A 21234-nucleotide genomic window follows, 5' to 3' on the forward strand; every position below is an offset into this window, starting at 1 on the left:
GCATTTCACAGATCCTAGCATCAGATCTGTAGTAAAATGCTGGCGTCTATCCTCTATGATTATGGCAGATTTTCGGTGGAAGTTAAATCCACCCTGTTATTAGGCGCTTACTGACGAACTAACATTTGAGCTTTATAAATATTATATCTGCATATCTCATTGCTTTTATCGTCATATATCGTAAGTGCAAACTTTACAGAATAACGATACCACCCATACTTTGCATCCTGATCATGCTTTTCTTTCACATTGGGAAAATATTTTTCATCGGTAGCTATTTGAATTAACTCTGGAATTCCCTGCACTGCATTCGCTTTTGCTTTAGCTCCTGCACCTTTTAACTTAATCCTATTCTGTGAATTTGCATACTCATCTGGGAAATCACTTGATATGAATATTTTTTCTGCTGTTTCAGCTATTACATAAAATTTCCCTACGTACTTTTTATGTATTTTCAACTTTTTCCATTCATCACAAAACCTTCGACACATTTCAACATTGTTCTTTCTTCCCAAAATTATCCCAGCCAGTTCTTTATGGCATACGCGATCCCGTCCTGGTTATTGGACAGGGTAACTTGGTCGGCTTTTGCTTTGACTGCTTCTTCGGCATTTTCCATGGCTACGCCAAGACCGGCGGCGGTGAGCATGGGGATGTCGTTTTCAGAATCGCCGAAAGCAGCGGTATCGGACAGGCTGACACCAAGGTGGGCGCAGACGTCGCGCAAGCCTTTTCCTTTGTTGATCCGGGAAGGGATGATTTCCAGATAGAAAGCAGCGGTTCTTACAACTGTAAGATCGTCATCCAGATACCGGGCGATTTCTTTCTGGATGTCCAGGATCTTCTCAGGATCCACTGCCAGAAGCAGCTTAATTGGGGAAAAGTCAAGGAAATCGGCAAGGTTTTCCACCTCTTTACACTGCATATTGTTATTTTTGCACTCATATTCTACTTTGTATCCACCAGCATCCGTTACATAGAACTGCTGTCCGTCATCTAGAATCACAGTTACATCCAGCTTTTCCAGAAAATGCAGGATATTCCTGGTTTTCTCCATGTCCATATGGATCTCGGAAAGCGTTTCGCCAGTGTCTGCTTTTACGATCTTACCACCGTTATATGCCATCAGGATTCCGCCATGCTCTTTCATATGCAGCTGCTCTGCTGCCGCGTAAAGTCCAGGGGTAGGTCTGGCAGAAGCAAGTACCAGACGCACGCCATCCTCCTGTACTGCAAGAAGGGCATCCCGGGTGGCTTGGGTAATATTTTTCTCATCATTTGTCAAGGTTCCGTCTATGTCAAGGGCAATTAATTTTGTATTCATATGGTTCCATCCTTTACCTGCGATCAATAACATAAAAATACACGTTTTCCGCTGACTTTGCAATACCCCAAAACATGCCCTCAAAGGCTTTCCACAAAGTAGGGCGTGCAGATTGCAGGAATGATTTTTCAAACAGGCTCTAGTACTGCAAAAAATTCCCATAAAAAAAAGCTGCCACTCAAAGACAGCTTTTCTCCCTTCGCACCATTCGCCTTACCTGATTCACTTTATCCAAGGGCATAGACCCCCGGGAACACTCCTGGAGAGATTCGAACTCTCGACTCCGCGCTTCGTAGACGCGTGCTCTATCCAGCTGAGCTACAGGAGTATGATCGGCCATGAGGGAATCGAACCCACTCGTGTTATGATAACAGCGGATTTACAGTCCGCTCCGTCTCCTTAACGGGATAATGGCCGATGTGATTTCTTACATGCTTTATAATACCAGAATTTCTACAAATTTTTCAATAAACTCGTAGTTTAAAACGTACCATTACCAGCGCACTTCCTATATAGGAAAAGCCCCCAAAAGCACGTTCAAGGGCTTTTCATCCAGTCAATATTTCTTTATCCAACTCTCAGTGAAACCATCTTCGCCTTCGCTCCATCCGGCAGCTCTGTGTCTGCGGAATAGGTGGTGGTGGTTACGATATCTCCATTTTTCTTTTTCAGGCGGTAAATACGCTTCTTGCCATTCTCATAAAATTCTTCCACAAAGCGTTTCCGGTCATCCTCATGGATCAGCTCGATGAAAAATCCGTCTGTATCCTCCATCAGCTCGTCAAAAGAATACCCAAGGGCGGTAAGGGCAAAACCGGATACACAGTAAATCGGAAAATCCTTCTGCTCCAGCATTCCCATAATACCAACTGCGCCATTCTTATCCAGAACGTTCAAGCAGACCTTTTCATTCTCTTCAGACATATTCACCGAACCATCCGCAAAATAAAGCTCTTCGTAATATCTTGCCGGTGCTGCCTGCTTTCCATTCTGCGCCTCTTCTACCTGTACCCTGGTCATTCCCAGGATTTCGCTGGCAATCTCACGGTTCAGGTCGTTATCATCAACCAGAAGGATCCGTTTATCCTCATAATTCTTCTGGGTATATTTCTCTAAAATGTTATTCTTCTGTTCCGGCGGGATTTCATCTGTGACAGTCTTCAGCTTCTCCACCAGTTTGGAACGAAACAGCGGTTTCGTCATAAAACCATCTGCGCCTGCTGCCCTGGCATTCATCTCAATCTCAGACCAGTCGTAAGCGGAAATGATCACAATGGACATATCCTCGCTTCCGTAACGTTTTACCTGGCGGACGATCTCCAGACACTCCATATCCGGCATTTTCCAGTCAATCAGGAAGACAGTAAATGGTTTGCCCTGCTTTCTGGCACTCTGCACTCTTTCAATGGCTTCTCTTCCAGTGGTCACGCTTTCATTTGGAATGCCCAGGCTGTCAAGTGTGAGCGACGTACTCTCACAGGTTGCCTCGTCATCATCTGCGACCAGAACATACATGTCTTCCGGCAGCTTATCATTGGAAATCAGCTTCGCCTGGTTCTGGATACGGAAATGGCAGATAAAACTGGAACCCTTACCATACTCGCTTTTTACCTCAATATCTCCATCCATCATCCGAAGGATATTCTGGGTGATCACCATTCCAAGACCAGTTCCCTGGATTCCCTTCAGGCGCTCATCCTCCGCTCTCTCAAAAGGAACGAAAAGCCGTTCCACAAATTCAGGGCTCATTCCATATCCATTGTCCTCACAGTTGAAAACATACTGGGAATAGAGCGCCGAGTCAGAAGGGATTTCCTTAAGGCCTACCGATATTTTTCCACCATCCGGGGTATATTTGATGGCATTTCCCACCACGTTCATAAATACCTGCTGTAAACGGAGAGAATCCCCCACTACATCCTCATGGAGCACATTCTGGATGTCAATAAAAAGCTCCTGGTTTTTGGTTGTGATCTGTGGGGAGATCATGTTGATCATGTTGTCAAAAATCTCCGGAAGGCTAAACGGCTCTTCTGTCAGAACAATACGGCCAGATTCAATTCTGGAAACATCCAGGACATCATTGAGTAGGGAAAGCAGATGATTGCTTGCTCCCATGATCTTCTCCAGGCATTCCTTCACACGCTGGGGATCATCCATGTGCGCCTCAGCGATAGTGGTCATACCAATGATCCCATTCATTGGAGTCCGGATATCGTGGGACATGTTGCTGAGGAAGGTGGTCTTGGCGCGGTTGGCATTCTCCGCTGCCGTGTAAGCCTGCTCCGCAACTGCAACCGCTTTTGCAAGAGATTTTCTGTGTTCCCGTTCACTTGCAACAATATCATCTACGATACGAAGTCCCATAAGCACATGCTTTTCATCATCCATACGGATGTACTTCATCTGGCAGATATGCTTTTTTCCTTCTACCAGGGCTTCGTAGGTAAAGCTGTATTCTGGCTTATAAGAAAGGATCTCCATTATTTTGTCATAATCTAATTTCTGGAGTATTTTCTCCTGCGCCTTCTCCTCAATATGGTTCAGAATCGCCTTTCGGCATGCTTCTTCATAGGTGCAGAATTCCAGTTTTGCAATGTTCCGGCGGCTCATTCCTCCCTTTAAAGTCCTGACTGTTTTGTCTCTTGTATCAAAAGACAAATGTTTACATAATCTTTTCCCAGTGCCCGGAATACAGATTTAAAAAGTTCCTCGTTAAAAGCACCATCTTCCAATTCAATTTGTTCTAAATGAACGTCCTTCTCCCACATATCTTACTTTCTCTCCACAGTCCCCTAATCTTTTGTACTCATTAAATTGCCAGCAGGTTCTTAATCGCTTCCATATATACCAGAACTGCTTCTTCCATTCCGGATACCAGGATAAATTCGTCTGCGCCGTGGATGTGGTAGTCCATGTCCAGCTTCTCCGGGCCGAATGCGATAATGTTCTTCAAGGACTTTGCGTAGGTGCCGCCGCCGATTACCATTGGCTGGTTCTTAGTGTCGCCGGTTACGTCCACATAAGCCTTGTACAGAGCATTTACCAACGGTGATTCTCTTGGGAAAAATAAAGGATTGCCGATCTCGCCAACTTCAATGCGTCCGTTCTCGTCTTCCAGGTGGCCTTCTAAGAATTTCAGAACATCATCTTTGGTAAAGGTAACTGGTACGCGGATGTCGATGGTGCAGGAGATCACGCCCCCTTCTGTTTTTACGATTCCGTTGCAGAAGGTGAGCTCGCCAAACTCGTCGGAAATCTTAAGACCAACGCCGGAGCCGTCGCAGGCTGTACCGATATGCTGGTTGTAGAATTTTACGAAATCGTCTTCGAAGCCTGCTTCTGCAAGGCATTCCATGGTGACGCCTGCTGCGTTGATTCCAAGGGTTGGCATGCTTGCGTGGGCGGGAACACCTTTTGCATAAATGGTGATCTGGTCGCCATCTTCTGTTACTTTATACTCCTGGAGCTTTGTCTTGGAAAAAGCTGCCTCTAATTTTTCCTTAAGGCCAGCTTCTGCCGGGATCACGGTGGTGCAGGTGTCGCATACGGCGTTGGAAACAAAGCCGCCGTTCATGGAGATGATCCGGGTATTCTTGGAATAGGCCATCATGGACATGTAGCCTTTTTCCCCGTGAATGCATGGGAAATTAGCATCCGGAGTGAAACCGCAGGATAACTCTTCTTCCACTTCATTGTAGTGTTCCATACATTTGGATCCGGTCTCTTCGTTGCAGCCCATGATCAGACGGACTCTCTTGTTCAGCTTCACGCCGGAATCCTTCAGCAGTTTCATAGCGTAAAGAGCCTCGATTACAGGGCCTTTGTCATCTGTGGTTCCGCGGCCGTATACGTAGTCGCCTTTTCTTGTGAGCTGAAATGGATCATAACTCCAGTCACCGCCCACCGGCACGATATCCAGATGTCCGGCGATTCCTACGATTTCTTCGCCCTCTCCCATTTCTGCGTAACCGCAATAGTTGTCAAGATTTACGGTTTTGAATCCCATTTCTTCTGCAATCTGAAGTCCAACCTCCAGGGCCTTCGCCGGACCTTCCCCAAACGGCTTGCCCTCTGACGGGGTGCTGCGCTGGGAATCGATTGCAACTAATTTGCCAAGATTTTCGAGCATTTCTTCAGATAATGCGTGGATCTGTTCTTTTGTATTCATAAGGGTATGATTCCTCCAAATTCTATTTAATTTGTAAAGTATTCTGCTGTAGATTATAACAATGCAGTCTGATGATTACAAGGGGAATCCTACTTATTTGTACTATCCACAATAAATTTAGAAAAATAATTTATGTCGAATCAGATCGAACGAAAAATAACATTATTATATACAGAATATGCAGCAATTGATATAATAAACTAAACTAACATAAGAGAAAGCACATGAGGCTAAAAAGCTAAAAGTGATAGGGAAAAATTATACGTGGGAGGACCGTTAATGAACATAAAAGTTTTTCAAGACCTTTGTGCTGACTCGAAAATAATATGGACTCAGCATTGCCTTCAAAGAATGCAGGAGCGGAATATCAGAAGAGCAGATGTAAAAAATGGCATTAAAACAGGTGAAATTATTGAAGCATATCCAGATGATTTTCCTAATCCTAGCTGTTTGATATTTGGATATACTATAATGGGAAGCATTTTACACATTGTTGCAGGTTGTGATAATATAAACGTATATATAATTACCGCATATTATCCAGATACAAATAAATTTAAATTTGATTTGAAAACTCGAAGAAAGAGGTGACGGATATGTGTATGTATTGTAAAAATAGTACAACAATAGAAAGTACGACAACACATGTTGTAAATTATAAAAATGGTATTATTGTTATAAAAAATGTTCCATGCCTTGAATGCGAACAATGTGGTGAAAAGTATTATACCGATGAAGTTGCCGAACGACTTGAAGAAATTGTTGATATGGCAAAAAAATTAATGCAAGAAATCGCGATTATCGATTATCCTCAAGTTGCATAGCGGACATTCATATTCTGAAAATGGAGTCTGAGGGGCAGGCCATAACAAGCCTGTCCCTGTTTCACATTTTTTATCAATTCAAATTTCCCACGATTGCATCCTCGATCATCCCTGCCAGTTTTTCTGTATTTACCTCCATAATATGGCATGGCATTGGACCGAAGGAGGAGATGATTTCTACCAGCAGCTGGTGATTGCCTGGGTTCTGGGCAAGCTCGCCGTAGGTGAAGGTGAAGGCGATGCCGAATTCCTGATACATTTATTTCAAAGAGGCAAGGGCTTCCTCTGCCTTACCGTCAGTTTCCATTCCAAAGATTTCCTGGAAGTAGCGTTAAAAGCTTCCCTGTGTTTTCCTTCTCCTAATTTTTTCGCAACCAGTGCATTTCCGCCACTTCCAAACATCATGCCAAGAGCAGAAGAAAGATAGATCAGCGGCATGGTAATGTTAATGGCGGACAGTGCGTCCGTGTTTACCCAGCGTGCCACAAAGATACCATCTACTGTGGTGTATAAGCTGGAAAAAATGCTTCAATTTGTTTCATGCTTCTTTTCTACTTTTTCCAGTAAAATATCAGCAAACCTATTCTGCACCGCAATTGCAATTTCCAGTTCCTCATCATCCATCATGGCGGCGGCTTCGTTCTCATATTCCAGAAGGGGATTGACCAGCTTTTCAGCAAAATCCTTTCCCGCTTTTGTCAGGGAAATAACCTTTTCCCGCCTGTTCTGGGGATTTATGTGTAATTCGATATAGCCAGTCTGCAGCTGTCTCTTGATAATGCTGTTGATGGATGTTTTGGGCGCATCCAGCTTCTGGCACAAATTTTTCTGCGTCATTACCTGGTTGATCTTCTGGACAGCTTCGTAGATGCAGTCTATTTCACCACAGGAACCACTTTCGTGAGCAGTACCCTCTGGGCATTTTCCCTTGTATCATCGCTTTCATTATAACCGTCGTATGGCGCATTTGGATCGTGGGGTTTCTGTTTCTTTGAGGCGTGGCAGACCTGGTCCTTGTGGCGGAATACCCAGTCCAGATCGTCGTACCAGCCAGTATGACCGGTGATCACCATTGGGGAAAGATTTCTTGCACGCAGCTTCTGTTCAAATTCGGCAAGGGACTTCCTGGCAAGCTCATTGTCTTCCGCCAGGGCATCCAGAAAAGAATAGCCGCCGTCCGGACCGAACCAGATGGTGTCTCCTGTGAACAGGTATTTGTCGTCCAGCAGATAGCAAAGATGTCCCCAGGTATGGCCAGGTACCAGGAAACATTCAATTTTAATATCGCCAATGTTAAAGACATCACCATCCTGAAGAAGAACTCGTTTGTTGTCTGTTTTTACAAGAGGGAGCTTGTACCAGCCTCCGTAAACCTTGCGCCGGACTTCTGCGGTCAGGTAACGGTTCTCGATTTCGCTAAGGTAGATCGTAGCGTCTTTAAATAAAAGCTCGGTGTCGTTTTCCAGAGCGCCCATATGGTCAGTATCCTGGTGCGTGATCAGGATAGTATCAATGCTTTTCGGAGCAATATGAAGCCAGCCCATTTTCTCTTCCAGGCGCTCATAGTTATAGCCAGCATCGATCATGATGGTTTTACCGTTCTTTGTATAAAAGAAAATGTTGGCTACATATTCCCGGATGCAGCTTACATGTTCGTCAATTCTTCCTGTGTTCAAAGGCTTGAAGATTTCCTTCCCCCGGAACTTCATCGCCATAAATTTCTCCTGGATTTTGTTTCCCATTCTGCTCATAACTGGTACCCCCTTTTCGTCAGATTTCATTCATCTTCCCGTTGTTAGTTTTGACTTATTTACTATTTTAGCATACTTTTGTGCCCGTAACAGAATGCAATTTTCACATTTTTTAAGGGGATTTTTGTTATATCTTACAAATTTCAGGTGTCCCTTACATTGAGTACAAAACTTGTCTGAGCGAGAACTATGGGAACAAGCTGCTTTTACACCTTATTATTCCTTTTTTCTATATTTCATCATAGTGAATAGGTATTGGATATTATTTTTCTTTGAATATATAATATAAGCGCTGAAATTATAAAAATTTTTAAGAGGTGTCTTTATGAGTTTCGCAAAACAATCGCAGAAAATGGACATTTTAAATGGTCCTATATGGAATAAAATTCCCCTGTATGCCCTTCCGGTTGCGGCGACTGGAATGCTGGAGCAGTTGTTTAATGCTTCGGATGTGGCAATTGTAGGCAATTTTGCCAGCACAGACCGGACTGCTGCAATCGCTGCGGTAGGTGCCAACAGCCCTGTGATCGGGGTTATCTTAAATTTATTTATCGGGATTTCCTGGGAACCAACGTTGTGATCGCCAATGCCATTGGACGGAGGGATAAGAAGACGGTAGAAGAAATAGTACATACATCTGTTCTAGCAGCTTTTATTGGTGGAATCCTTGTCACTCTTCTGGGAGAGTTTTTTATTAAAAACCTGCTCAGCCTGCTGAATGTGCCCGCGGATGTATTCCCTTATGCACTATTGTATATCCGGATTTATCTGCTCGGATTGCCAGTAATCTTTTTATATAATTTTGAAGCCGCAATTTTCCGAAGCACCGGTGATACCAAAGTTCCTTTACAGGCACTGGCTTTTTCCGGCGTGTTAAACGTGCTTTTAAATCTGCTCTTTGTGATCTGTTTTAAAATGACGGTAAACGGGATTGCCATTGCCACGGTCGTACTGATCCTTTCCAGTGGTAAGTTTTTGCTTTCTCTTTTTAACAGGAATCCACAGGTCATTGAGATTGGCTATCAGCGTCTGGTGATCATCTTTATTGCTTATATTTTCAGCATGCTCTATGAGGTGATGTCCGGATATCTCCGGAGATTCGGGATTTCCCTTGTCCCGGCAGTGCTTACCACCATTGGGGTGTGCGGAACAAGGATTGCATGGGTATATGCTGTTTTCCCGAAGAACCGGACATTCTCAGCACTGATGATGGCGTATCCGGCAAGCTTGTCTATTACGGCGGTTCTTATTCTGGGGGCTTTACTGGTTTTTCATCCATCTCGTCGGTTTGGGAAATAAACTCCTATATAACGTGGACCCAAAAGCAGATCCTATATAGGTCTGCCTTTGGGTCCAAATAATATCTTTTTATGGGGAATTTCACCCCTTTTTATTCCGTAATCCATTTTCTTAATGCCGCCGACAGTCTCCTGTCAATATCTTTCCTTGTGGCTTCACATTCATCCGGGTAATCTTTCGCTGCCTTGAAGATGAACTTCATCACGAATTTCAAACCTACAGGCAAAGCAATACGAAGCAATGATTCCGGCAGAACGAAGTGGGTTCCATGCGCATATGCAAGCGCCTCATACTGACAGGTGTGAGGACGCTCTTTTAAGCGCTGGTCCATGCGGCGGACATATTTTCCTGCTTCCCAGAAGGAATCGTCATCTGCACCGATCAGGAACAGCTTTCCCTTGATGTTCTCCACCTTTATCATTTCCTCTTCCGTATGCTCTCTCGCCTTCTCCGAATCGATAAACAGACAGGTGCTGCGTTCAATGTCTCCGGAACCTTTTGTTTCCTCTTCTATTTTCTGCCAGTATACCGGATGTTCATAAACAAAAGGCATATAGGGAAGGGGCTTGCCCTGCCAGGAAAGGGTGGAGGCATTTGGGATCGGCCATTCTCTGCAGCCATCTTTTTTGCCCTGTTCAAAACCCTGCCATACAAAATCGCTGGCAGTAAGTCCAAAAGTCAGTGTAATATCTGGAAAATAGGACGCTGCAGCAATGGAATCCATACCAGCTGTACTCATCCCCATAATCCCCACCTTTCGGTTGCCATTCTTTTTCAGCCATTTAATGGCGTTTCCAATCCGCTCCAGTGGAAAGTTCACATGGCTGTAATTCTTTTTCCCAGGTGACATGCAAAGAACATTTACCCCATTTCTGTGAAGCCACTTGGCTCCGCATTTCGCCATATAGTCATTGGGATCATCACCAAACAAGCCGATCATAGCACAGCTTGCGCCCTTTGGATTTTCGTAATAAGTACCGTAGAAACCATCTTTTTCGTTCTCAAAAAATTGCTTTTTCATCATTGCTGCCTCTGCTTTCTGTACGGAAGTTAGTTGTTACTTACTGTATTTTAACACAAAACTTCCAGGTGTTACAGATTTTCGAAATGGTTTCGTTATTTTAGGCAAATTTCCTCTACCAGTTCACACCACTCATCCGGGTGAAGACCGAAGAATTCCTCATGCCGCATATCATGCTCGTGGATGATGGGGTTTTTAAAATATTTTTTGTATCTGTCTAAGTATTTTTCGCCCATCTTTTTCGCATAGAACACATGAATTTCGGTCTCCCCGTTGTCAATCTGCTCTGGAAGAGGCGTAATCAGGTCGGACTTGAATTGATTCTTAATGCTTTCTTTGGTGATAAAGCTCATGTCATATTTATCCCGGCCTGTCATTGCCACAAATGTGCGGTTATAGGGATTGGGATCTGCCGATAATTCCGTACTGCATATGAATGTTATGTCTGGCTGCCAGGTGGGAAACAAAGGTTCCGCCCAGGGAACATCCGTAGGCTGCACAGATTTTGCCATTGTAATGCTCTTTTATGTACTGCTCGATCTTGTTCAGCTCGTCTTCCACACAGGTGTAGTTTTCTGAATCGCTTTCATCAAATCCGGTATATGCCACTGCCGCTACCAGGAACTTCTCGGACAATTTATCAATAACGTTATGAAAATTTCCCTTCCAATAGCATATTGTGCCTGAAAAAAGCATTATAACCGGATTTGTTTTTTCGCTGAATTCATGGACCTTCATGGTTCGTACCTCCATATCATAGGACTATTAAATAGTGAACACAACACTATTTGGACTAATATAGTTATATGTTAGTTGCGGCTAATACTTTTGTCAAGAAAATTTACTTTTTTCTCTAAAAAGGCAGGAGCCTTGCTAAAGGTCTCCTGCCTATCTTCTTAAATCAATTCTTTCTCAACATTCTCAAATCCAATCCGCTCTATCGTCTCTGCAAAACGCTCTCCCTTGATCCCGTTATCGCGGAAGAAAAGGATCGCTTTTTCAATCACATCCAGGGCTTCTTCTTTGGAGGTGAAAATCTTGCTAAGTTCTCGTCCCATTGAAACATTCTTGCCCCAGCGGCCGCCTATGTAGATCTTATAACCGTAAGTTCCGTCCTCGATGGTATGGAACGGACATTTTCCAACGCAGCGACCGCAGTGCTTGCAGGTATCCTTGTCGATCTGGATCTTTCCATCTACCACCTTGGCTACTTTATTTGGACAGGCGGCTTCGATGACGCATTTTTTACAGCCTTTACAGACATCCGTGTTCACTTCCGGAATTCGCTGGCCGATAATGCCCACATCATTCAGATTCGGCTTTACACAGTTGTTAGGGCAGCCGCCTACTGCGATCTTAAATTTATGGGGCAGCGCCACATCTCTGTAGCCTTCATAAAAGCGTTTGTAGATTTCCTCTGAGATTGCGTAGGAATCCAGAAGTCCATACTGGCAGGTGGTACCCTTACAGGATACTACAGGACGCACCTTAGCGCCTGTTCCACCGGTCACTAAGCCTTCCTTTGCAATAAATTTCTGGAATTCTTCAATTTTCTCATAAGGGATTCCCTGGATTTCCACAGAAAGTCTGGTGGTATACAGAAGGGTTCCGTTTCCAAATTTCTCTGCGGCATCTGCCATGCAGCGGTGCTGGGCTGCGGTTACTTTTCCATTTGTGGTAAGGACTCTCGCGGAAAAAAGATCCGTTCCTCTGTTGTTCAGAAATCCCATCCCTTTGACTCTTTTTTCATCTTCCTGGCTCACAGTTAATGCTGACATTTTTGTACCTCGCTCTGTGGAATTTTTATCTATGGCTTTTATTATAGCACCTAAATAGAATTAAAACAATACTATTCTTTTTGCAAGCAATATTCCCTTTGACTTTTGCCAGAATATATGGTACTTTAGTTAGTATATTCTAACCATTATTTTTACATTAAGGGGGAGGGGCGTTATGACACCGGAAGAATATAAAGAACTTTCTATCAAGGAATTTACCCAGGCCGCAAAAGTCTACGACAGCGGGCATGCTGGCATTTACGAAATGTGCAAGGACGATTACCCGCCAATTCTGGCGGAACTGGAAAAAGAAGAGTTTCATGATGTGCTGGACTGCGGCTGCGGAACCGGTCCCATGATCGAGCTGCTTCATAAAAAGTATCCGGATAAGCACTACGTAGGTCTGGATCTCACTCCTGGAATGATCCAGGCAGCCCAGGCAAAGAACCTTTCCAACACGGAATTTATTGTTGGGGACAGTGAGAATCTGCCTTTTGCTGAAGGCTCTTTCGATGACATCATCTGCGCCAACAGCTTCCACCACTATCCCAATCCACAGGATTTCTTCAACAGCGCCTACCGCGTGCTCCGCAAAGGCGGCAGACTGATCTTTCGCGATTATACAGCTTCCAACTTTGTCGTCTGGCTGATGAACCATTTTGAAATGCCCCTGGCAAAACTGGTTGGACATGGCGATGTGAAAATCTGCAAACAGGCAGAATTCGTTGCTATGGCAGAGAAAGCAGGGTTCAAGGTGCTCACTATGGAGAAGCAGAAAGGCTTCCGGGCGCATCTTGTGGCAAGGAAATAAACACAAATTAGTTTGATGAGACAAAACACGCTCCGCGAGTTTTGCACCTTATAACAGCAGCGAGCCAAGGTTCCGTGTAAGCACGTAGTTTGGCTCGCTGCTCTTTTTCGTATTTCTCATAATTTCAAGTCACTTTTTCCTATAACATAAACCATTTTATGCCCGCGTAATCACCAAAATAATTACCGTCCACTTTTTACGGTTCTCCAGTATGTCACACTCTGATACGCCACAATCGCCATCCAGCCAATTCCAGTAGCCAGAGCAACCGCTTTCAAACCCAATGTCTGGATCCAAGCATAGGACAGTATAACACGAATTGATATCTGTAATATGGATCCGATCACCGGCACTTCCACTCTTCCAATTCCCCGGAAATATCCTACAAACGTGCTTCCCGTGAAACAGAAAACATATACCAGCGAAATGACCATCATATAGGCATCCGCATTTTGAAGTACCTCTTCCGATGGATTTCCCATCAGTAAAATAACCGCGTTCCTCGTCACTGCCGCCATCAATATGGACAGGCACACAGCCAGCGCCAGCATTACCGTCAGTCCCTTATACAGGCTGGATTGATGCAGCGCTGATACCAGACCGAATTTTGCCGTTCTTTTTACCAGCCAGGTGTCCCATCCCACGACGGAACGGTCGAAGAAAAATTCCCTGTGCTTTTTTCTCATAATACAAAGGCAGATCACCGAAGCGGTTCCCTGGGCAATTACTGTGACCGCTGCGGTTCCTTCTGTGCCTCTGTGAAATCCCACTACAAAGAGCAGATCCAGAACCGTATTCAGGCTCATGGCGATCAGAAGGGTACAAAGTGGAGTTTTCGTGTCTCCTGCTGCCTGAAGCGCAGCGGCACACCAATTATATAAAAAAGTAACTGGAAGCCCCAGAAGAATGATCAGAAGATAACTTCTTGCATAGGGCAAAACCTCTGCTGGTGTTTTCAAATAATCTCTTTGTCACCCAGCCTGCGCTGACCAGGCGTATACAGACTTTGGAAGCCGAACTAGGCTACACCTTATTTGAGCGGAAAAAAGGACAAAAAAGAATTGTTTTAACAGACAAGGGAAAATCTTTTATTTCTGTTGCCCACCGTCTGGAGGATCTCTGGCAGGAGGCTCTGGATATCCGGGAACAGGAACATACAGATCTGCTTAAGATATCTGCGATCAACAGTGTGAGCAGCTATATCCTTCCCGAAGTATTCCGCAGCCTTTCCAATGAGCCGCAGAAAATCCGGATCAGTTTCCACCACTGCCACGTTTCATATATAATAGCGGATATGGATTTCCTTCTTCATCGTATTCTGTTCTTTTGTAGGTTTGAAAACCTAAATGCTCATAGAAGCCTACCGCCTGAGGATTCTGTTCGTTGACGGTGAGCTCTCCTACTGCGTAATTCTCAATTCCGTATTGAAGCAACTTTCTGCCAAGTCCTTTTCCCCGCTCTTTAGAAGACAGGAAAAGCATTTCCAGGCGATTATTTTCTATTCCCATAAATCCAACAGGTTCACCAGACTCATTTTCTGCAATGAGCAAATATTCTACATTTTTCAACGCCATTGGAACATATTCTTTGATCTGATCCACCTCTTCATCTGAAAGAAAATTATGCGTCGCACGGACGGAACCTTCCCAGATTTCCAGAAGGATATTCAGTAAAAAGGTACGCTCTTGTATTTCATATATCTTCATTGATTTTTCTCCTAATATTAATAAAAAGGGGACCCACGCATGAGTCCCTCTGGCTATGAGCATCTTGATTCAAATTTTCCCAATCAACACCACAATCCCAGCAATCACCAGTGCAACAACCAGATACAGCACCATGGCTGCAGTACGTTTTACCAGTACAGTTTTCCAGGATTTTATGTAAGGGACACCTTCCATTCCCTCGATACGCCAGATCTTGCTATGTACTACCCACACTCTGTCAAGCACGATACCGTCAAACCAGTTCATAACCACAAGGAAAAGATACGCCTGGATATAGGCAGTTTTAAAATCTGTAACATGGTTCCAGAAGGCAATGATCAAAATCAGCGCAACAAAGATAATAATGAGGAATGGTGTCATAAAGCGTTTTCCCTTTTTCATCGTGGCATCCTTATCCGCAATGCCCCGCTTATGAGCTTCCTCTATGTATTCTTTCGGGTAAAAATAGAGAACATTAAGTCCATTATCCTTCACTGCACATTTCACCAGACCAATAAACAGTAGACAGTACAATGCCATTTGCAGCAACATCAACATCTCTAATCCCTCCATAAAAATCATTTCGGTATGAGCCGATTTATCTGGCTGAATTATAGCATCATTCCACTGGGTTTACAACGAGTCAAAACATATTCGTCATGAGAAAATAATTCAATTTTCTTTCTTCCAGACCATTATATATTCTTTCTCATCTGTGTCTTCATCAACCGCTTCTGACAGAATCGAAAAGCCTTCCCTCTGATAAAATGCAATTGCCCGGATGTTTTTCCGATACACCTCCAATGAGAGCTTTTCATATCTCTGTTTTACATAATTCAAAAGCTGCCTGCCAATTCCATGGGAACGTAATTCTTTCGCTACAAAAATCCCCGCAATATATTCGTTTAACATGCTCTATGAAGCTATTATCGTCCTCAGAGTATAACATAACAGAAGTTGCACAACTGACAGGTTTTTGTGATTTCATTTTTTATAAAAGTATTCAAGAAGAAAACAGGAATTACACCAAAAACATATAGAAAGTTACACAAAGGGGTGAAAACCACAGCCTCTAACCATAAAGTTAGAGATACATTATGAACTTTTCTCTAATTTTCTGCATATCCTAAAATCAGAAGTCAAAAAAGGAGTCTCCACATGAAAAATAAAAGATGGATTTCACTGGCTGCCGCTGTGGTTTTGGCGGTGACGGCGCTGCCGATTGCGGTTTTTGCGGGGGAAAAAGAGGAGAAGGAGCTTACCAGGGTTACTTTGAATGAGGTGGCGCATTCGATTTTTTATGCGCCGCAGTATGTGGCCATTGAGGAAGGGTATTTCGCGGAGGAAGGTCTGGATCTGACACTGGTTACAGGGTTCGGGGCGGATAAGACGATGACAGCGGTTATTTCCGGGGAGGCTGATATTGGGTTTATGGGGGCTGAGGCTTCTATTTATGCTTTCCAGGAAGGTGCTACTGATCCGGTTGTGAATTTCGCGCAGCTCACACAGCGGGCTGGAAATTTCCTGGTTGCAAGGGAGGAAATGCCGGATTTTACATGGGATGATCTGAGGGATACCAGAGTTCTTGGAGGACGTAAGGGCGGCATGCCGGAAATGGTGTTTGAGTATATTCTGAAAAATCATGGTATTGATCCTGCTACGGATCTGGAGATTGACCAGAGTATTGACTTTGGATCTACGGCTGCGGCTTTTACCGGGGATATGTCGGCGGCTTTTACAGTTGAGTTTGAGCCTTCGGCCACAGCTCTGGAAAAAGAGGGGGCTGGATATGTAGTGGCTTCTCTTGGTGTGGATTCGGGGTATGTTCCTTATACTTCATATAGTGCGAAGACCAGTTTTCTGGATGAGAATCCACAGGTGATCCAGAGCTTTACCAACGCGCTTCAGAGGGGTATGGATTACGTACAGAGTCATTCTCCGGAGGAGATTGCACAGGTGATCGCACCGCAGTTCCCTGAGACGGATCTGGAGACACTTACCACTATTGTGACACGTTATTATGAGCAGGATACATGGAAGGAGAATCTGGTGTTTGAGAAGGATAGTTTTGAGCTACTGCAGGATATTTTGGAAAGTGCGGGGGAACTTACAGAGCGGGTAGATTATGAGCAGCTCGTTACTACAGAGTTTGCTAAAGCTGCTGTGAAATAATATTGATTTTCCGTACGCAATTTCACATGGTATATTCACCGCAGACCGGAGCAACGTTCCGACAAGTTAATGACTAACTTCGACTAATGCGCTCGGGAGAGCCCTCTCGCATAAGTCTACGTAAGTCATGGATCTCGTCTTCACTAAGACCGCTCCTGAAATGGTCTGCTACATGAATATACCATGTAAAATTGCTGGTTGATGGCAACTGACAATAAGAAAGTCCGAGAAATTTCCATAACATTTTATAATCTTTCAAAAAAGAGATATGGCTGCATCTTACTCAGATTTTATGCTGCCATATCTCTTTTGCTATACAATTTCATTCTGCCTGGTTCACGGATTCCCGGATGCAGGGAATGCACTCTACGAAGCAGTTTCCATTGTCCAGTTCTACTTCTTCATTGGTCAGGATGCCGATGATGATCTGGCAGGCTTTGTAGCCGATGTCGTGAAGGGGGAGAGCCATGGTGGTGAGGGGAGGTTTTTCGTAGCAGGCCATTTCACGGTTGTCGTAGCCAGCTACGGCTACATCCTTGCCCGCGTGAAGACCAAGCTCTTCCAGGCGGTCGTAGGTTCCGCCGGCCATGAAGTCGTTCATGCAGAAAATGGCGGTGGCACCTTTTTCCAGAAGGATGTCCGTGTTGGCGTAGCCACTCTGGCGATCCCAGTCTCCGTAAGTGATCATGTCTGGATCGTAAAGAATACCACCTTCGAACAGGGCTTTCTGGTAGCCTTCCAGACGGGACTGGGTGTGGATACTCTCTTTCTTGCCTGCGATGACACCGATTTTCTTGTGCCCACGGGAGACAATATAGCTGACAAGATTGTGGGCTCCTTTAATATCCTTCACTACTACAGAAGGGATTTTCTCGCTGCCTGTGAAACTGTAAGCAACCACCATTGGAATGGGCAGGTCTTCCGGGAGGATGTCGATCAGGCGCTCATGGGCTGCCACGTAGATAATTCCCTCTACCTGTTTTGCCAGAAGCTTCTGGATTTCCTGGCGTACAATGTCCTTGTGGCGGTTGTCACGGTAATAGTTGTCCTGGAATTTCTTGTAGAGACGGAGATTCACAAGGAGAATCTGGTAATCAGCTTCCTCGCAGTATTCCGTGATTCCGTCAATAATGTCTGGAAGGGCAAAGACTGTCATATCCTCTGCGATAACACCGATGCTTCTGGTGTTCTTGGTTTTCAGATTCTTGGCCACGTAGTTGGGGGTGTAGTTCATTTCACGGATTACCTGCTCTACACGCTCCCTGGTGGCATCACCAACACTGCCTTTATGATTGATAATATTGGAAACTGTGGCAACAGATACGTTGCAGGCTTTTGCAATTTCTTTTATGGTCGGCATAGGAATCTCCTTCCGGTTTTCTTATTGTGTTAGAGCATGTTTGAAAAAGGCTTTCTGTAAGATGTGCGTCACAATTTGTGGGGCGTACAGATTGCAGGAATGATTTTTCAAACAGGCTCTAAATGGCCTCGCGCCAAATCCAAAATTCTATTATCGGACAAATTTACTATATATAATCTTATCATACTTCATTCACAGCTACAATCACTACTTCGGTATCTAACCTCGCCGAGTTGGGATTGGGTTGCTGTCCACTCTGTGAACAGTAACGGGATTTGGTTACTCCGCCTTCTGCCTCTCAAACGGCTGCAGCACTCTTCTCTCCACCGCTCGGTCCACGCAGGCATACACAACCATCTGAGGAAATGAAATTCCAATGGTAAGCAGAAGAAACAGAGAATATGGTGCCAGGGCCAGCAAAATTCCACCAGCAATTACCACTGTCACCACGATCACGATGCTCATTTTCCACTCCAGCACCATTATGAGAAACGTATTTTTCAGCAATGCCCACACACTCAGCTCCAGCATAGCAGACATTACAAAATAGTAAGCTCCAATGAGAATGACAAAAATCATGACTCCAATTCCGCATCCAATCAGCACGTCATGAGTAGTTCCCTGACCGAAATTTCCGGCAAGGCTGAGCAGATAATAGGAATAAAATCCAAGGACACCTGTGAGCACTCCGGCTGGAAGATTTTTTACAATGTCGGATTTAAATTCTTTCCAGTAATCCTCCAGGGAAAAGCCGTAGCCAACTCTGTAGATTGCAGTAAGATAACGGTTCAGCGCGGACAGCGCAGCCGGGATCGTCACCACTGGAATACAGCATATGAGAAACAGCAGGTTTGCTGCAACCAGTCTGCCGGCATAATTCCAGAGTACATAGCCCACTCGCTTCGCGCCGCCTTTTGGGGTTTCCTTCTCCTTATCGTTATTTCCCTGGTACCAATCCATAAATCTCTTTGTCAGTCTCATATGCATCTCCTAAACATTACTGTTCATTTTATTCGCCGCAAAATGCTTCGCGGCACACAGCCTCACTGAACTCTCTTGAAATATTGTCTTTGAATAGCCTCTGCTAAACTTCGTACAGGCAGGGCTGCCGCCCTGCCTGAAAATGTTAATATTGTTATAATTTGTCATCCAAAGCATAATTAGCAACCATAAATTTTGGAAGCAGCGTGCGCATTTAGTTCTTCATACCAGTCAGCACAATACCTTCCACAAAGCTCTTCTGTCCGAAGATGTAGATCACAATACCTGGAAGAATTGTCATAAAGGTCGCCGCCAGCGCCACCGGCCAGTTGGTTCCAAAGGAACCTGTAAAGTTAGTCAGCGCAATGGCAAAGGTAAACTTGCTCATACTGTTAATGTAAATAATCTGCTGAAGCAGGTCGTTCCAGATCTGGATGAACAGCATCATTCCAACAACCACAACCGCCGGTTTGATAGATGGAACAAGAATGGTCCACAGGATCCTCATTCTTCCAGCGCCATCAATGGAAGCTGCCTCGTCAAGCTCCTTCGGAATTGTCATCAGGAACTGACGGATCAGGAAAATATTGAAGAAGCCGCCGCCAGTTAAGAATGGCAGGATCAGCGGCCAGTATGTATCACCAAGTCCCATTCCCTTTGTCCAGAAAATATACAGAGGAATCAGAGTTACCATACCTGGAAGAAGAATGGTTCCAACACAGATGTTGAAGATCAGCTTTTTCCCGCGGAAACGAAGTCTTGCAAAAGCGTATCCGCAGAAGATAGCTGTGATGGTACCAAAGGTAACTGCCGGAATGATAATGGTAAAGGTGTTCTTAAAATAAGTCCAGTACTCAAAAGTCTCCAGCGCCTTGGAATAGTTTGACCAAAGCCACTCGTGTGGAATAAAAGACGGTGGATACTCATTCAGTGCTGCAGTGCTCATCAGGGAGGAACGAAAGATCCACCAGATTGGAAGGAGCACCAGTGCGGCCAGGATCAGTACAATGAAAAACGCCAGAATGTTAAAGGCTTTTTCTTTTCGCTTTCTGCTTGCCATTTTTCCAGCCATTTCTCATTCCCCCTCTCCGAAAATCTGCTCTTTCTGTGTCTTAAAGAGTACTGCTGTGAAAATACCAACCAGGATAAAGAAGATAACCGAATAAGCGGCTGCATATCCCAGCTTGTTTTTCTTAAATGCATAAAGATAAATGACGTAGGACATAAACATGGACTTTTTGCCCGGGCCGCCGTCTGTGAGGGCCAGTGCCGGGTTGATAACCTGAAGATGTGTGATCAGGGCAGTCAGCACGTTGTAGAAAATGATAGGGGAAATGCTTGGAATGGTAACGTTCCAGAAACGCTGCCATGCATTTGCACCATCAATCTCCGCTGCCTCCATGTAAACCCTTGGTACATTCTGAAGTCCCGCCAGGAAAACCACGATCAGGTTGCCGCTTGTCCAGATTGCGATCACCACCAGGGAAGGCACTACCTGACTTGGGCTGTCCAGGAATCTCTGGGGCTTCAGCCCCATCATTCGAAGAACAAAGTTGAAAAGTCCGAAGTTGCCTTCATATAACCATTGCCATCCTTTGTAAACACCGATTGCCGGCAAAAGGTATGGAATGAAGAAGATAGAACGGAAAAATGTCCGTCCCCATATTTTCATATTCAGGAGCAAGGCTACCAGAAGGGAATAAATGATAGCTCCCACCACAGCCAGAAGAGCGTACAAAATTGTCGCTTTTATAGAATCTGCAAAATAAATATCTTTTGTAAAAATACGCTGGAAGTTTTCCATCCCCACGAACTCTGGTGAGGAAAGACCGTTCCACTTAAAAACACTTAAAACAAACACTGCCAGAGTCGGCAGGTAACTGATCAGACTTACTCCAAGAAATGCCGGTATCAGACAGAGATAAGCGGTCCTTTCTTCTTTTCTACCGGCTCTTGATTTCACTTGCATTTTGTTTGTCTTATTTGATTTCATGCCCGCACCTCTTTAAAAGCGGGCTGACCGGCCGTAACCAGTC

Annotated in this window: 29 protein-coding genes, 2 tRNA genes and 1 pseudogene; 9 read left to right on the top strand and 23 right to left on the bottom strand. The window is 44.5% G+C overall.

Features of this window, described 5'->3' with window-relative positions; all coding sequences use genetic code 11:
- Positions 1-107 precede the first annotated feature (107 nt).
- Together ACTQ50_RS06040 and ACTQ50_RS06045 are read right to left on the bottom strand one after the other, a co-directional pair.
- Positions 108-515 (bottom strand): hypothetical protein, encoded by a 408-nt coding sequence (locus ACTQ50_RS06040; RefSeq protein ID WP_441483421.1) that lies wholly within the window; start codon positions 513-515, stop codon positions 108-110.
- 2 nt (positions 516-517) lie between these two features.
- On the bottom strand, positions 518-1324 hold the full coding sequence (locus ACTQ50_RS06045; protein WP_441483422.1) for a Cof-type HAD-IIB family hydrolase: 807 nt from the start codon (positions 1322-1324) through the stop codon (positions 518-520).
- Between the two features lie 105 nt (positions 1325-1429).
- On the opposite strand from ACTQ50_RS06045, the gene ACTQ50_RS06050 reads away from it, so the two are divergent.
- A complete protein-coding gene (locus ACTQ50_RS06050) occupies positions 1430-1567 on the top strand; it encodes a hypothetical protein (protein WP_441483423.1) in 138 nt (45 codons plus the stop codon).
- An 11-nt stretch (positions 1568-1578) separates the two neighbouring features.
- Here ACTQ50_RS06050 and ACTQ50_RS06055 read toward each other — a convergent pair.
- The 4 genes from ACTQ50_RS06055 to ACTQ50_RS06070 form a co-directional block, all read right to left on the bottom strand.
- Positions 1579-1652: transfer RNA gene (locus ACTQ50_RS06055), tRNA-Arg, on the bottom strand.
- Between the two features lie 4 nt (positions 1653-1656).
- A tRNA-Tyr gene (locus ACTQ50_RS06060) sits at positions 1657-1741 on the bottom strand.
- A 150-nt stretch (positions 1742-1891) separates the two neighbouring features.
- The gene (locus tag ACTQ50_RS06065; RefSeq protein WP_441483424.1) at positions 1892-3937 is read right to left on the bottom strand and encodes an ATP-binding protein; all 2046 of its coding nucleotides are present in this window, start codon (positions 3935-3937) and stop codon (positions 1892-1894) included.
- A 199-nt stretch (positions 3938-4136) separates the two neighbouring features.
- Positions 4137-5495, bottom strand: coding sequence for a M20 family metallopeptidase (locus ACTQ50_RS06070; RefSeq protein WP_441483425.1), 1359 nt, complete (start codon positions 5493-5495; stop codon positions 4137-4139).
- Between the two features lie 279 nt (positions 5496-5774).
- Here ACTQ50_RS06070 and ACTQ50_RS06075 point away from each other — a divergent pair, with 279 nt between their 5' ends.
- Both ACTQ50_RS06075 and ACTQ50_RS06080 read left to right on the top strand, forming a co-directional pair.
- A complete protein-coding gene (locus tag ACTQ50_RS06075; protein ID WP_441483426.1) occupies positions 5775-6086 on the top strand; it encodes a DUF4258 domain-containing protein in 312 nt (103 codons plus the stop codon).
- A gap of 5 nt (positions 6087-6091) precedes the next feature.
- Positions 6092-6319 carry a type II toxin-antitoxin system MqsA family antitoxin gene (locus ACTQ50_RS06080; RefSeq protein WP_441483427.1) on the top strand — a complete coding sequence of 76 codons (228 nt, stop codon included), beginning with the start codon at positions 6092-6094 and terminating at the stop codon, positions 6317-6319.
- A gap of 73 nt (positions 6320-6392) precedes the next feature.
- Here the strand turns inward: ACTQ50_RS06080 and ACTQ50_RS06085 are convergent, their stop codons facing one another.
- Genes ACTQ50_RS06085 through ACTQ50_RS06100 form a run of 4 tightly spaced genes read right to left on the bottom strand, consistent with a single transcriptional unit; the run spans position 6393 to position 8070 of the window.
- A complete protein-coding gene (locus tag ACTQ50_RS06085) occupies positions 6393-6578 on the bottom strand; it encodes a hypothetical protein (protein WP_441483428.1) in 186 nt (61 codons plus the stop codon).
- Between the two features lie 5 nt (positions 6579-6583).
- Positions 6584-6844, bottom strand: a complete 261-nt coding sequence (locus ACTQ50_RS06090) for an MATE family efflux transporter (protein WP_441483534.1) — start codon at positions 6842-6844, stop codon at positions 6584-6586.
- Between the two features lie 3 nt (positions 6845-6847).
- Positions 6848-7156 (bottom strand): MarR family winged helix-turn-helix transcriptional regulator, encoded by a 309-nt coding sequence (locus ACTQ50_RS06095; protein ID WP_441483429.1) that lies wholly within the window; start codon positions 7154-7156, stop codon positions 6848-6850.
- 38 nt (positions 7157-7194) lie between these two features.
- Positions 7195-8070 carry an MBL fold metallo-hydrolase gene (locus ACTQ50_RS06100; protein WP_441483430.1) on the bottom strand — a complete coding sequence of 292 codons (876 nt, stop codon included), beginning with the start codon at positions 8068-8070 and terminating at the stop codon, positions 7195-7197.
- Between the two features lie 325 nt (positions 8071-8395).
- Between ACTQ50_RS06100 and ACTQ50_RS06105 the strand changes: the two genes are divergently transcribed.
- Positions 8396-8650: a hypothetical protein gene (locus ACTQ50_RS06105; protein ID WP_441483431.1), complete on the top strand. Its 255-nt coding sequence runs from the start codon at positions 8396-8398 to the stop codon at positions 8648-8650.
- Positions 8647-9369 carry an MATE family efflux transporter gene (locus tag ACTQ50_RS06110; RefSeq protein ID WP_441483432.1) on the top strand — a complete coding sequence of 241 codons (723 nt, stop codon included), beginning with the start codon at positions 8647-8649 and terminating at the stop codon, positions 9367-9369. Before ACTQ50_RS06105 ends, ACTQ50_RS06110 begins: the two co-directional genes overlap by 4 nt.
- 91 nt (positions 9370-9460) lie before the next feature.
- On the opposite strand, the gene ACTQ50_RS06115 is transcribed toward ACTQ50_RS06110, so the two are convergent.
- From ACTQ50_RS06115 to ACTQ50_RS06130, 4 genes are all read right to left on the bottom strand, one after another.
- Entirely contained in the window at positions 9461-10393 is a 933-nt protein-coding gene (locus ACTQ50_RS06115; RefSeq protein ID WP_441483433.1) for an acyl-CoA thioester hydrolase/BAAT C-terminal domain-containing protein, read from the bottom strand.
- A gap of 92 nt (positions 10394-10485) precedes the next feature.
- Positions 10486-10743 (bottom strand): hypothetical protein, encoded by a 258-nt coding sequence (locus ACTQ50_RS06120; RefSeq protein ID WP_441483434.1) that lies wholly within the window; start codon positions 10741-10743, stop codon positions 10486-10488.
- A 40-nt stretch (positions 10744-10783) separates the two neighbouring features.
- Positions 10784-11128 (bottom strand): alpha/beta fold hydrolase, encoded by a 345-nt coding sequence (locus ACTQ50_RS06125; protein WP_441483435.1) that lies wholly within the window; start codon positions 11126-11128, stop codon positions 10784-10786.
- 158 nt (positions 11129-11286) lie between these two features.
- Positions 11287-12168 carry a 4Fe-4S dicluster domain-containing protein gene (locus tag ACTQ50_RS06130; RefSeq protein WP_441483436.1) on the bottom strand — a complete coding sequence of 294 codons (882 nt, stop codon included), beginning with the start codon at positions 12166-12168 and terminating at the stop codon, positions 11287-11289.
- Between the two features lie 175 nt (positions 12169-12343).
- On the opposite strand from ACTQ50_RS06130, the gene ACTQ50_RS06135 reads away from it, so the two are divergent.
- Positions 12344-12979, top strand: coding sequence for a class I SAM-dependent methyltransferase (locus ACTQ50_RS06135; protein ID WP_441483437.1), 636 nt, complete (start codon positions 12344-12346; stop codon positions 12977-12979).
- Between the two features lie 182 nt (positions 12980-13161).
- On the opposite strand, the gene ACTQ50_RS06140 is transcribed toward ACTQ50_RS06135, so the two are convergent.
- Positions 13162-13938, bottom strand: coding sequence for an MATE family efflux transporter (locus tag ACTQ50_RS06140; protein ID WP_441483438.1), 777 nt, complete (start codon positions 13936-13938; stop codon positions 13162-13164).
- On the opposite strand from ACTQ50_RS06140, the pseudogene ACTQ50_RS06145 reads away from it, so the two are divergent.
- A pseudogene (locus tag ACTQ50_RS06145) lies at positions 13929-14051 on the top strand (LysR family transcriptional regulator); the annotation flags it as partial. The gene ACTQ50_RS06140 and the pseudogene ACTQ50_RS06145 overlap by 10 nt on opposite strands.
- Before the next feature lie 181 nt (positions 14052-14232).
- Here the strand turns inward: ACTQ50_RS06145 and ACTQ50_RS06150 are convergent.
- The 3 genes from ACTQ50_RS06150 to ACTQ50_RS06160 form a co-directional block, all read right to left on the bottom strand.
- Positions 14233-14685 carry a GNAT family N-acetyltransferase gene (locus ACTQ50_RS06150; protein WP_441483439.1) on the bottom strand — a complete coding sequence of 151 codons (453 nt, stop codon included), beginning with the start codon at positions 14683-14685 and terminating at the stop codon, positions 14233-14235.
- Positions 14686-14754: 69 nt separating this feature from the next.
- Positions 14755-15243 carry a hypothetical protein gene (locus tag ACTQ50_RS06155; RefSeq protein WP_441483440.1) on the bottom strand — a complete coding sequence of 163 codons (489 nt, stop codon included), beginning with the start codon at positions 15241-15243 and terminating at the stop codon, positions 14755-14757.
- Between the two features lie 114 nt (positions 15244-15357).
- Positions 15358-15597, bottom strand: a complete 240-nt coding sequence (locus tag ACTQ50_RS06160; RefSeq protein ID WP_441483441.1) for a GNAT family N-acetyltransferase — start codon at positions 15595-15597, stop codon at positions 15358-15360.
- A 246-nt stretch (positions 15598-15843) separates the two neighbouring features.
- Here ACTQ50_RS06160 and ACTQ50_RS06165 point away from each other — a divergent pair, with 246 nt between their 5' ends.
- Complete coding sequence (locus ACTQ50_RS06165; protein ID WP_441483442.1) at positions 15844-16857, top strand: ABC transporter substrate-binding protein; 1014 nt, start codon at positions 15844-15846, stop codon at positions 16855-16857.
- Between the two features lie 322 nt (positions 16858-17179).
- Here ACTQ50_RS06165 and ACTQ50_RS06170 read toward each other — a convergent pair whose 3' ends face one another.
- A complete protein-coding gene (locus ACTQ50_RS06170; protein WP_441483443.1) occupies positions 17180-18217 on the bottom strand; it encodes a LacI family DNA-binding transcriptional regulator in 1038 nt (345 codons plus the stop codon).
- Entirely contained in the window at positions 18144-18332 is a 189-nt protein-coding gene (locus tag ACTQ50_RS06175) for a DUF6783 domain-containing protein (RefSeq protein ID WP_441483535.1), read from the bottom strand. Before ACTQ50_RS06175 ends, ACTQ50_RS06170 begins: the two co-directional genes overlap by 74 nt.
- Here ACTQ50_RS06175 and ACTQ50_RS06180 point away from each other — a divergent pair.
- Positions 18317-18586, top strand: coding sequence for a hypothetical protein (locus ACTQ50_RS06180; RefSeq protein WP_441483536.1), 270 nt, complete (start codon positions 18317-18319; stop codon positions 18584-18586). The genes ACTQ50_RS06175 and ACTQ50_RS06180 overlap by 16 nt on opposite strands.
- Here the strand turns inward: ACTQ50_RS06180 and ACTQ50_RS06185 are convergent.
- The 3 genes from ACTQ50_RS06185 to ACTQ50_RS06195 form a co-directional block, all read right to left on the bottom strand.
- The gene (locus ACTQ50_RS06185; protein ID WP_441483444.1) at positions 18497-19198 is read right to left on the bottom strand and encodes a DUF624 domain-containing protein; all 702 of its coding nucleotides are present in this window, start codon (positions 19196-19198) and stop codon (positions 18497-18499) included. The genes ACTQ50_RS06180 and ACTQ50_RS06185 overlap by 90 nt on opposite strands.
- A gap of 214 nt (positions 19199-19412) precedes the next feature.
- Positions 19413-20270: a carbohydrate ABC transporter permease gene (locus ACTQ50_RS06190; RefSeq protein ID WP_441483445.1), complete on the bottom strand. Its 858-nt coding sequence runs from the start codon at positions 20268-20270 to the stop codon at positions 19413-19415.
- A 3-nt stretch (positions 20271-20273) separates the two neighbouring features.
- A complete protein-coding gene (locus tag ACTQ50_RS06195) occupies positions 20274-21191 on the bottom strand; it encodes a carbohydrate ABC transporter permease (RefSeq protein ID WP_441483446.1) in 918 nt (305 codons plus the stop codon).
- Between the last annotated feature and the right edge of the window lie 43 nt (positions 21192-21234).

Source organism: Blautia sp. Sow4_E7, assembly GCF_052116245.1.
Taxonomy (GTDB): domain Bacteria; phylum Bacillota; class Clostridia; order Lachnospirales; family Lachnospiraceae; genus Blautia_A.

Bases quoted from the DNA above. Each gene is read 5' to 3' on its own strand.
- ACTQ50_RS06045 (WP_441483422.1), bottom strand. From the start codon at position 1,324: ATGAATACAAAATTAATTGCCCTTGACATAGACGGAACCTTGACAAAT.
- ACTQ50_RS06065 (WP_441483424.1), bottom strand. From the start codon at position 3,937: ATGAGCCGCCGGAACATTGCAAAACTGGAATTCTGCACCTATGAAGAA.
- ACTQ50_RS06070 (WP_441483425.1), bottom strand. From the start codon at position 5,495: ATGAATACAAAAGAACAGATCCACGCATTATCTGAAGAAATGCTCGAA.
- ACTQ50_RS06075 (WP_441483426.1), top strand. From the start codon at position 5,775: ATGAACATAAAAGTTTTTCAAGACCTTTGTGCTGACTCGAAAATAATA.
- ACTQ50_RS06080 (WP_441483427.1), top strand. From the start codon at position 6,092: ATGTGTATGTATTGTAAAAATAGTACAACAATAGAAAGTACGACAACA.
- ACTQ50_RS06085 (WP_441483428.1), bottom strand. From the start codon at position 6,578: ATGTATCAGGAATTCGGCATCGCCTTCACCTTCACCTACGGCGAGCTT.
- ACTQ50_RS06095 (WP_441483429.1), bottom strand. From the start codon at position 7,156: ATGACGCAGAAAAATTTGTGCCAGAAGCTGGATGCGCCCAAAACATCC.
- ACTQ50_RS06100 (WP_441483430.1), bottom strand. From the start codon at position 8,070: ATGAGCAGAATGGGAAACAAAATCCAGGAGAAATTTATGGCGATGAAG.
- ACTQ50_RS06105 (WP_441483431.1), top strand. From the start codon at position 8,396: ATGAGTTTCGCAAAACAATCGCAGAAAATGGACATTTTAAATGGTCCT.
- ACTQ50_RS06115 (WP_441483433.1), bottom strand. From the start codon at position 10,393: ATGATGAAAAAGCAATTTTTTGAGAACGAAAAAGATGGTTTCTACGGT.
- ACTQ50_RS06120 (WP_441483434.1), bottom strand. From the start codon at position 10,743: ATGAGCTTTATCACCAAAGAAAGCATTAAGAATCAATTCAAGTCCGAC.
- ACTQ50_RS06125 (WP_441483435.1), bottom strand. From the start codon at position 11,128: ATGAAGGTCCATGAATTCAGCGAAAAAACAAATCCGGTTATAATGCTT.
- ACTQ50_RS06130 (WP_441483436.1), bottom strand. From the start codon at position 12,168: ATGTCAGCATTAACTGTGAGCCAGGAAGATGAAAAAAGAGTCAAAGGG.
- ACTQ50_RS06135 (WP_441483437.1), top strand. From the start codon at position 12,344: ATGACACCGGAAGAATATAAAGAACTTTCTATCAAGGAATTTACCCAG.
- ACTQ50_RS06150 (WP_441483439.1), bottom strand. From the start codon at position 14,685: ATGAAGATATATGAAATACAAGAGCGTACCTTTTTACTGAATATCCTT.
- ACTQ50_RS06155 (WP_441483440.1), bottom strand. From the start codon at position 15,243: ATGTTGATGTTGCTGCAAATGGCATTGTACTGTCTACTGTTTATTGGT.
- ACTQ50_RS06160 (WP_441483441.1), bottom strand. From the start codon at position 15,597: ATGTTAAACGAATATATTGCGGGGATTTTTGTAGCGAAAGAATTACGT.
- ACTQ50_RS06165 (WP_441483442.1), top strand. From the start codon at position 15,844: ATGAAAAATAAAAGATGGATTTCACTGGCTGCCGCTGTGGTTTTGGCG.
- ACTQ50_RS06170 (WP_441483443.1), bottom strand. From the start codon at position 18,217: ATGCCGACCATAAAAGAAATTGCAAAAGCCTGCAACGTATCTGTTGCC.
- ACTQ50_RS06180 (WP_441483536.1), top strand. From the start codon at position 18,317: ATGATTTTTCAAACAGGCTCTAAATGGCCTCGCGCCAAATCCAAAATT.
- ACTQ50_RS06185 (WP_441483444.1), bottom strand. From the start codon at position 19,198: ATGAGACTGACAAAGAGATTTATGGATTGGTACCAGGGAAATAACGAT.
- ACTQ50_RS06190 (WP_441483445.1), bottom strand. From the start codon at position 20,270: ATGGCTGGAAAAATGGCAAGCAGAAAGCGAAAAGAAAAAGCCTTTAAC.
- ACTQ50_RS06195 (WP_441483446.1), bottom strand. From the start codon at position 21,191: ATGAAATCAAATAAGACAAACAAAATGCAAGTGAAATCAAGAGCCGGT.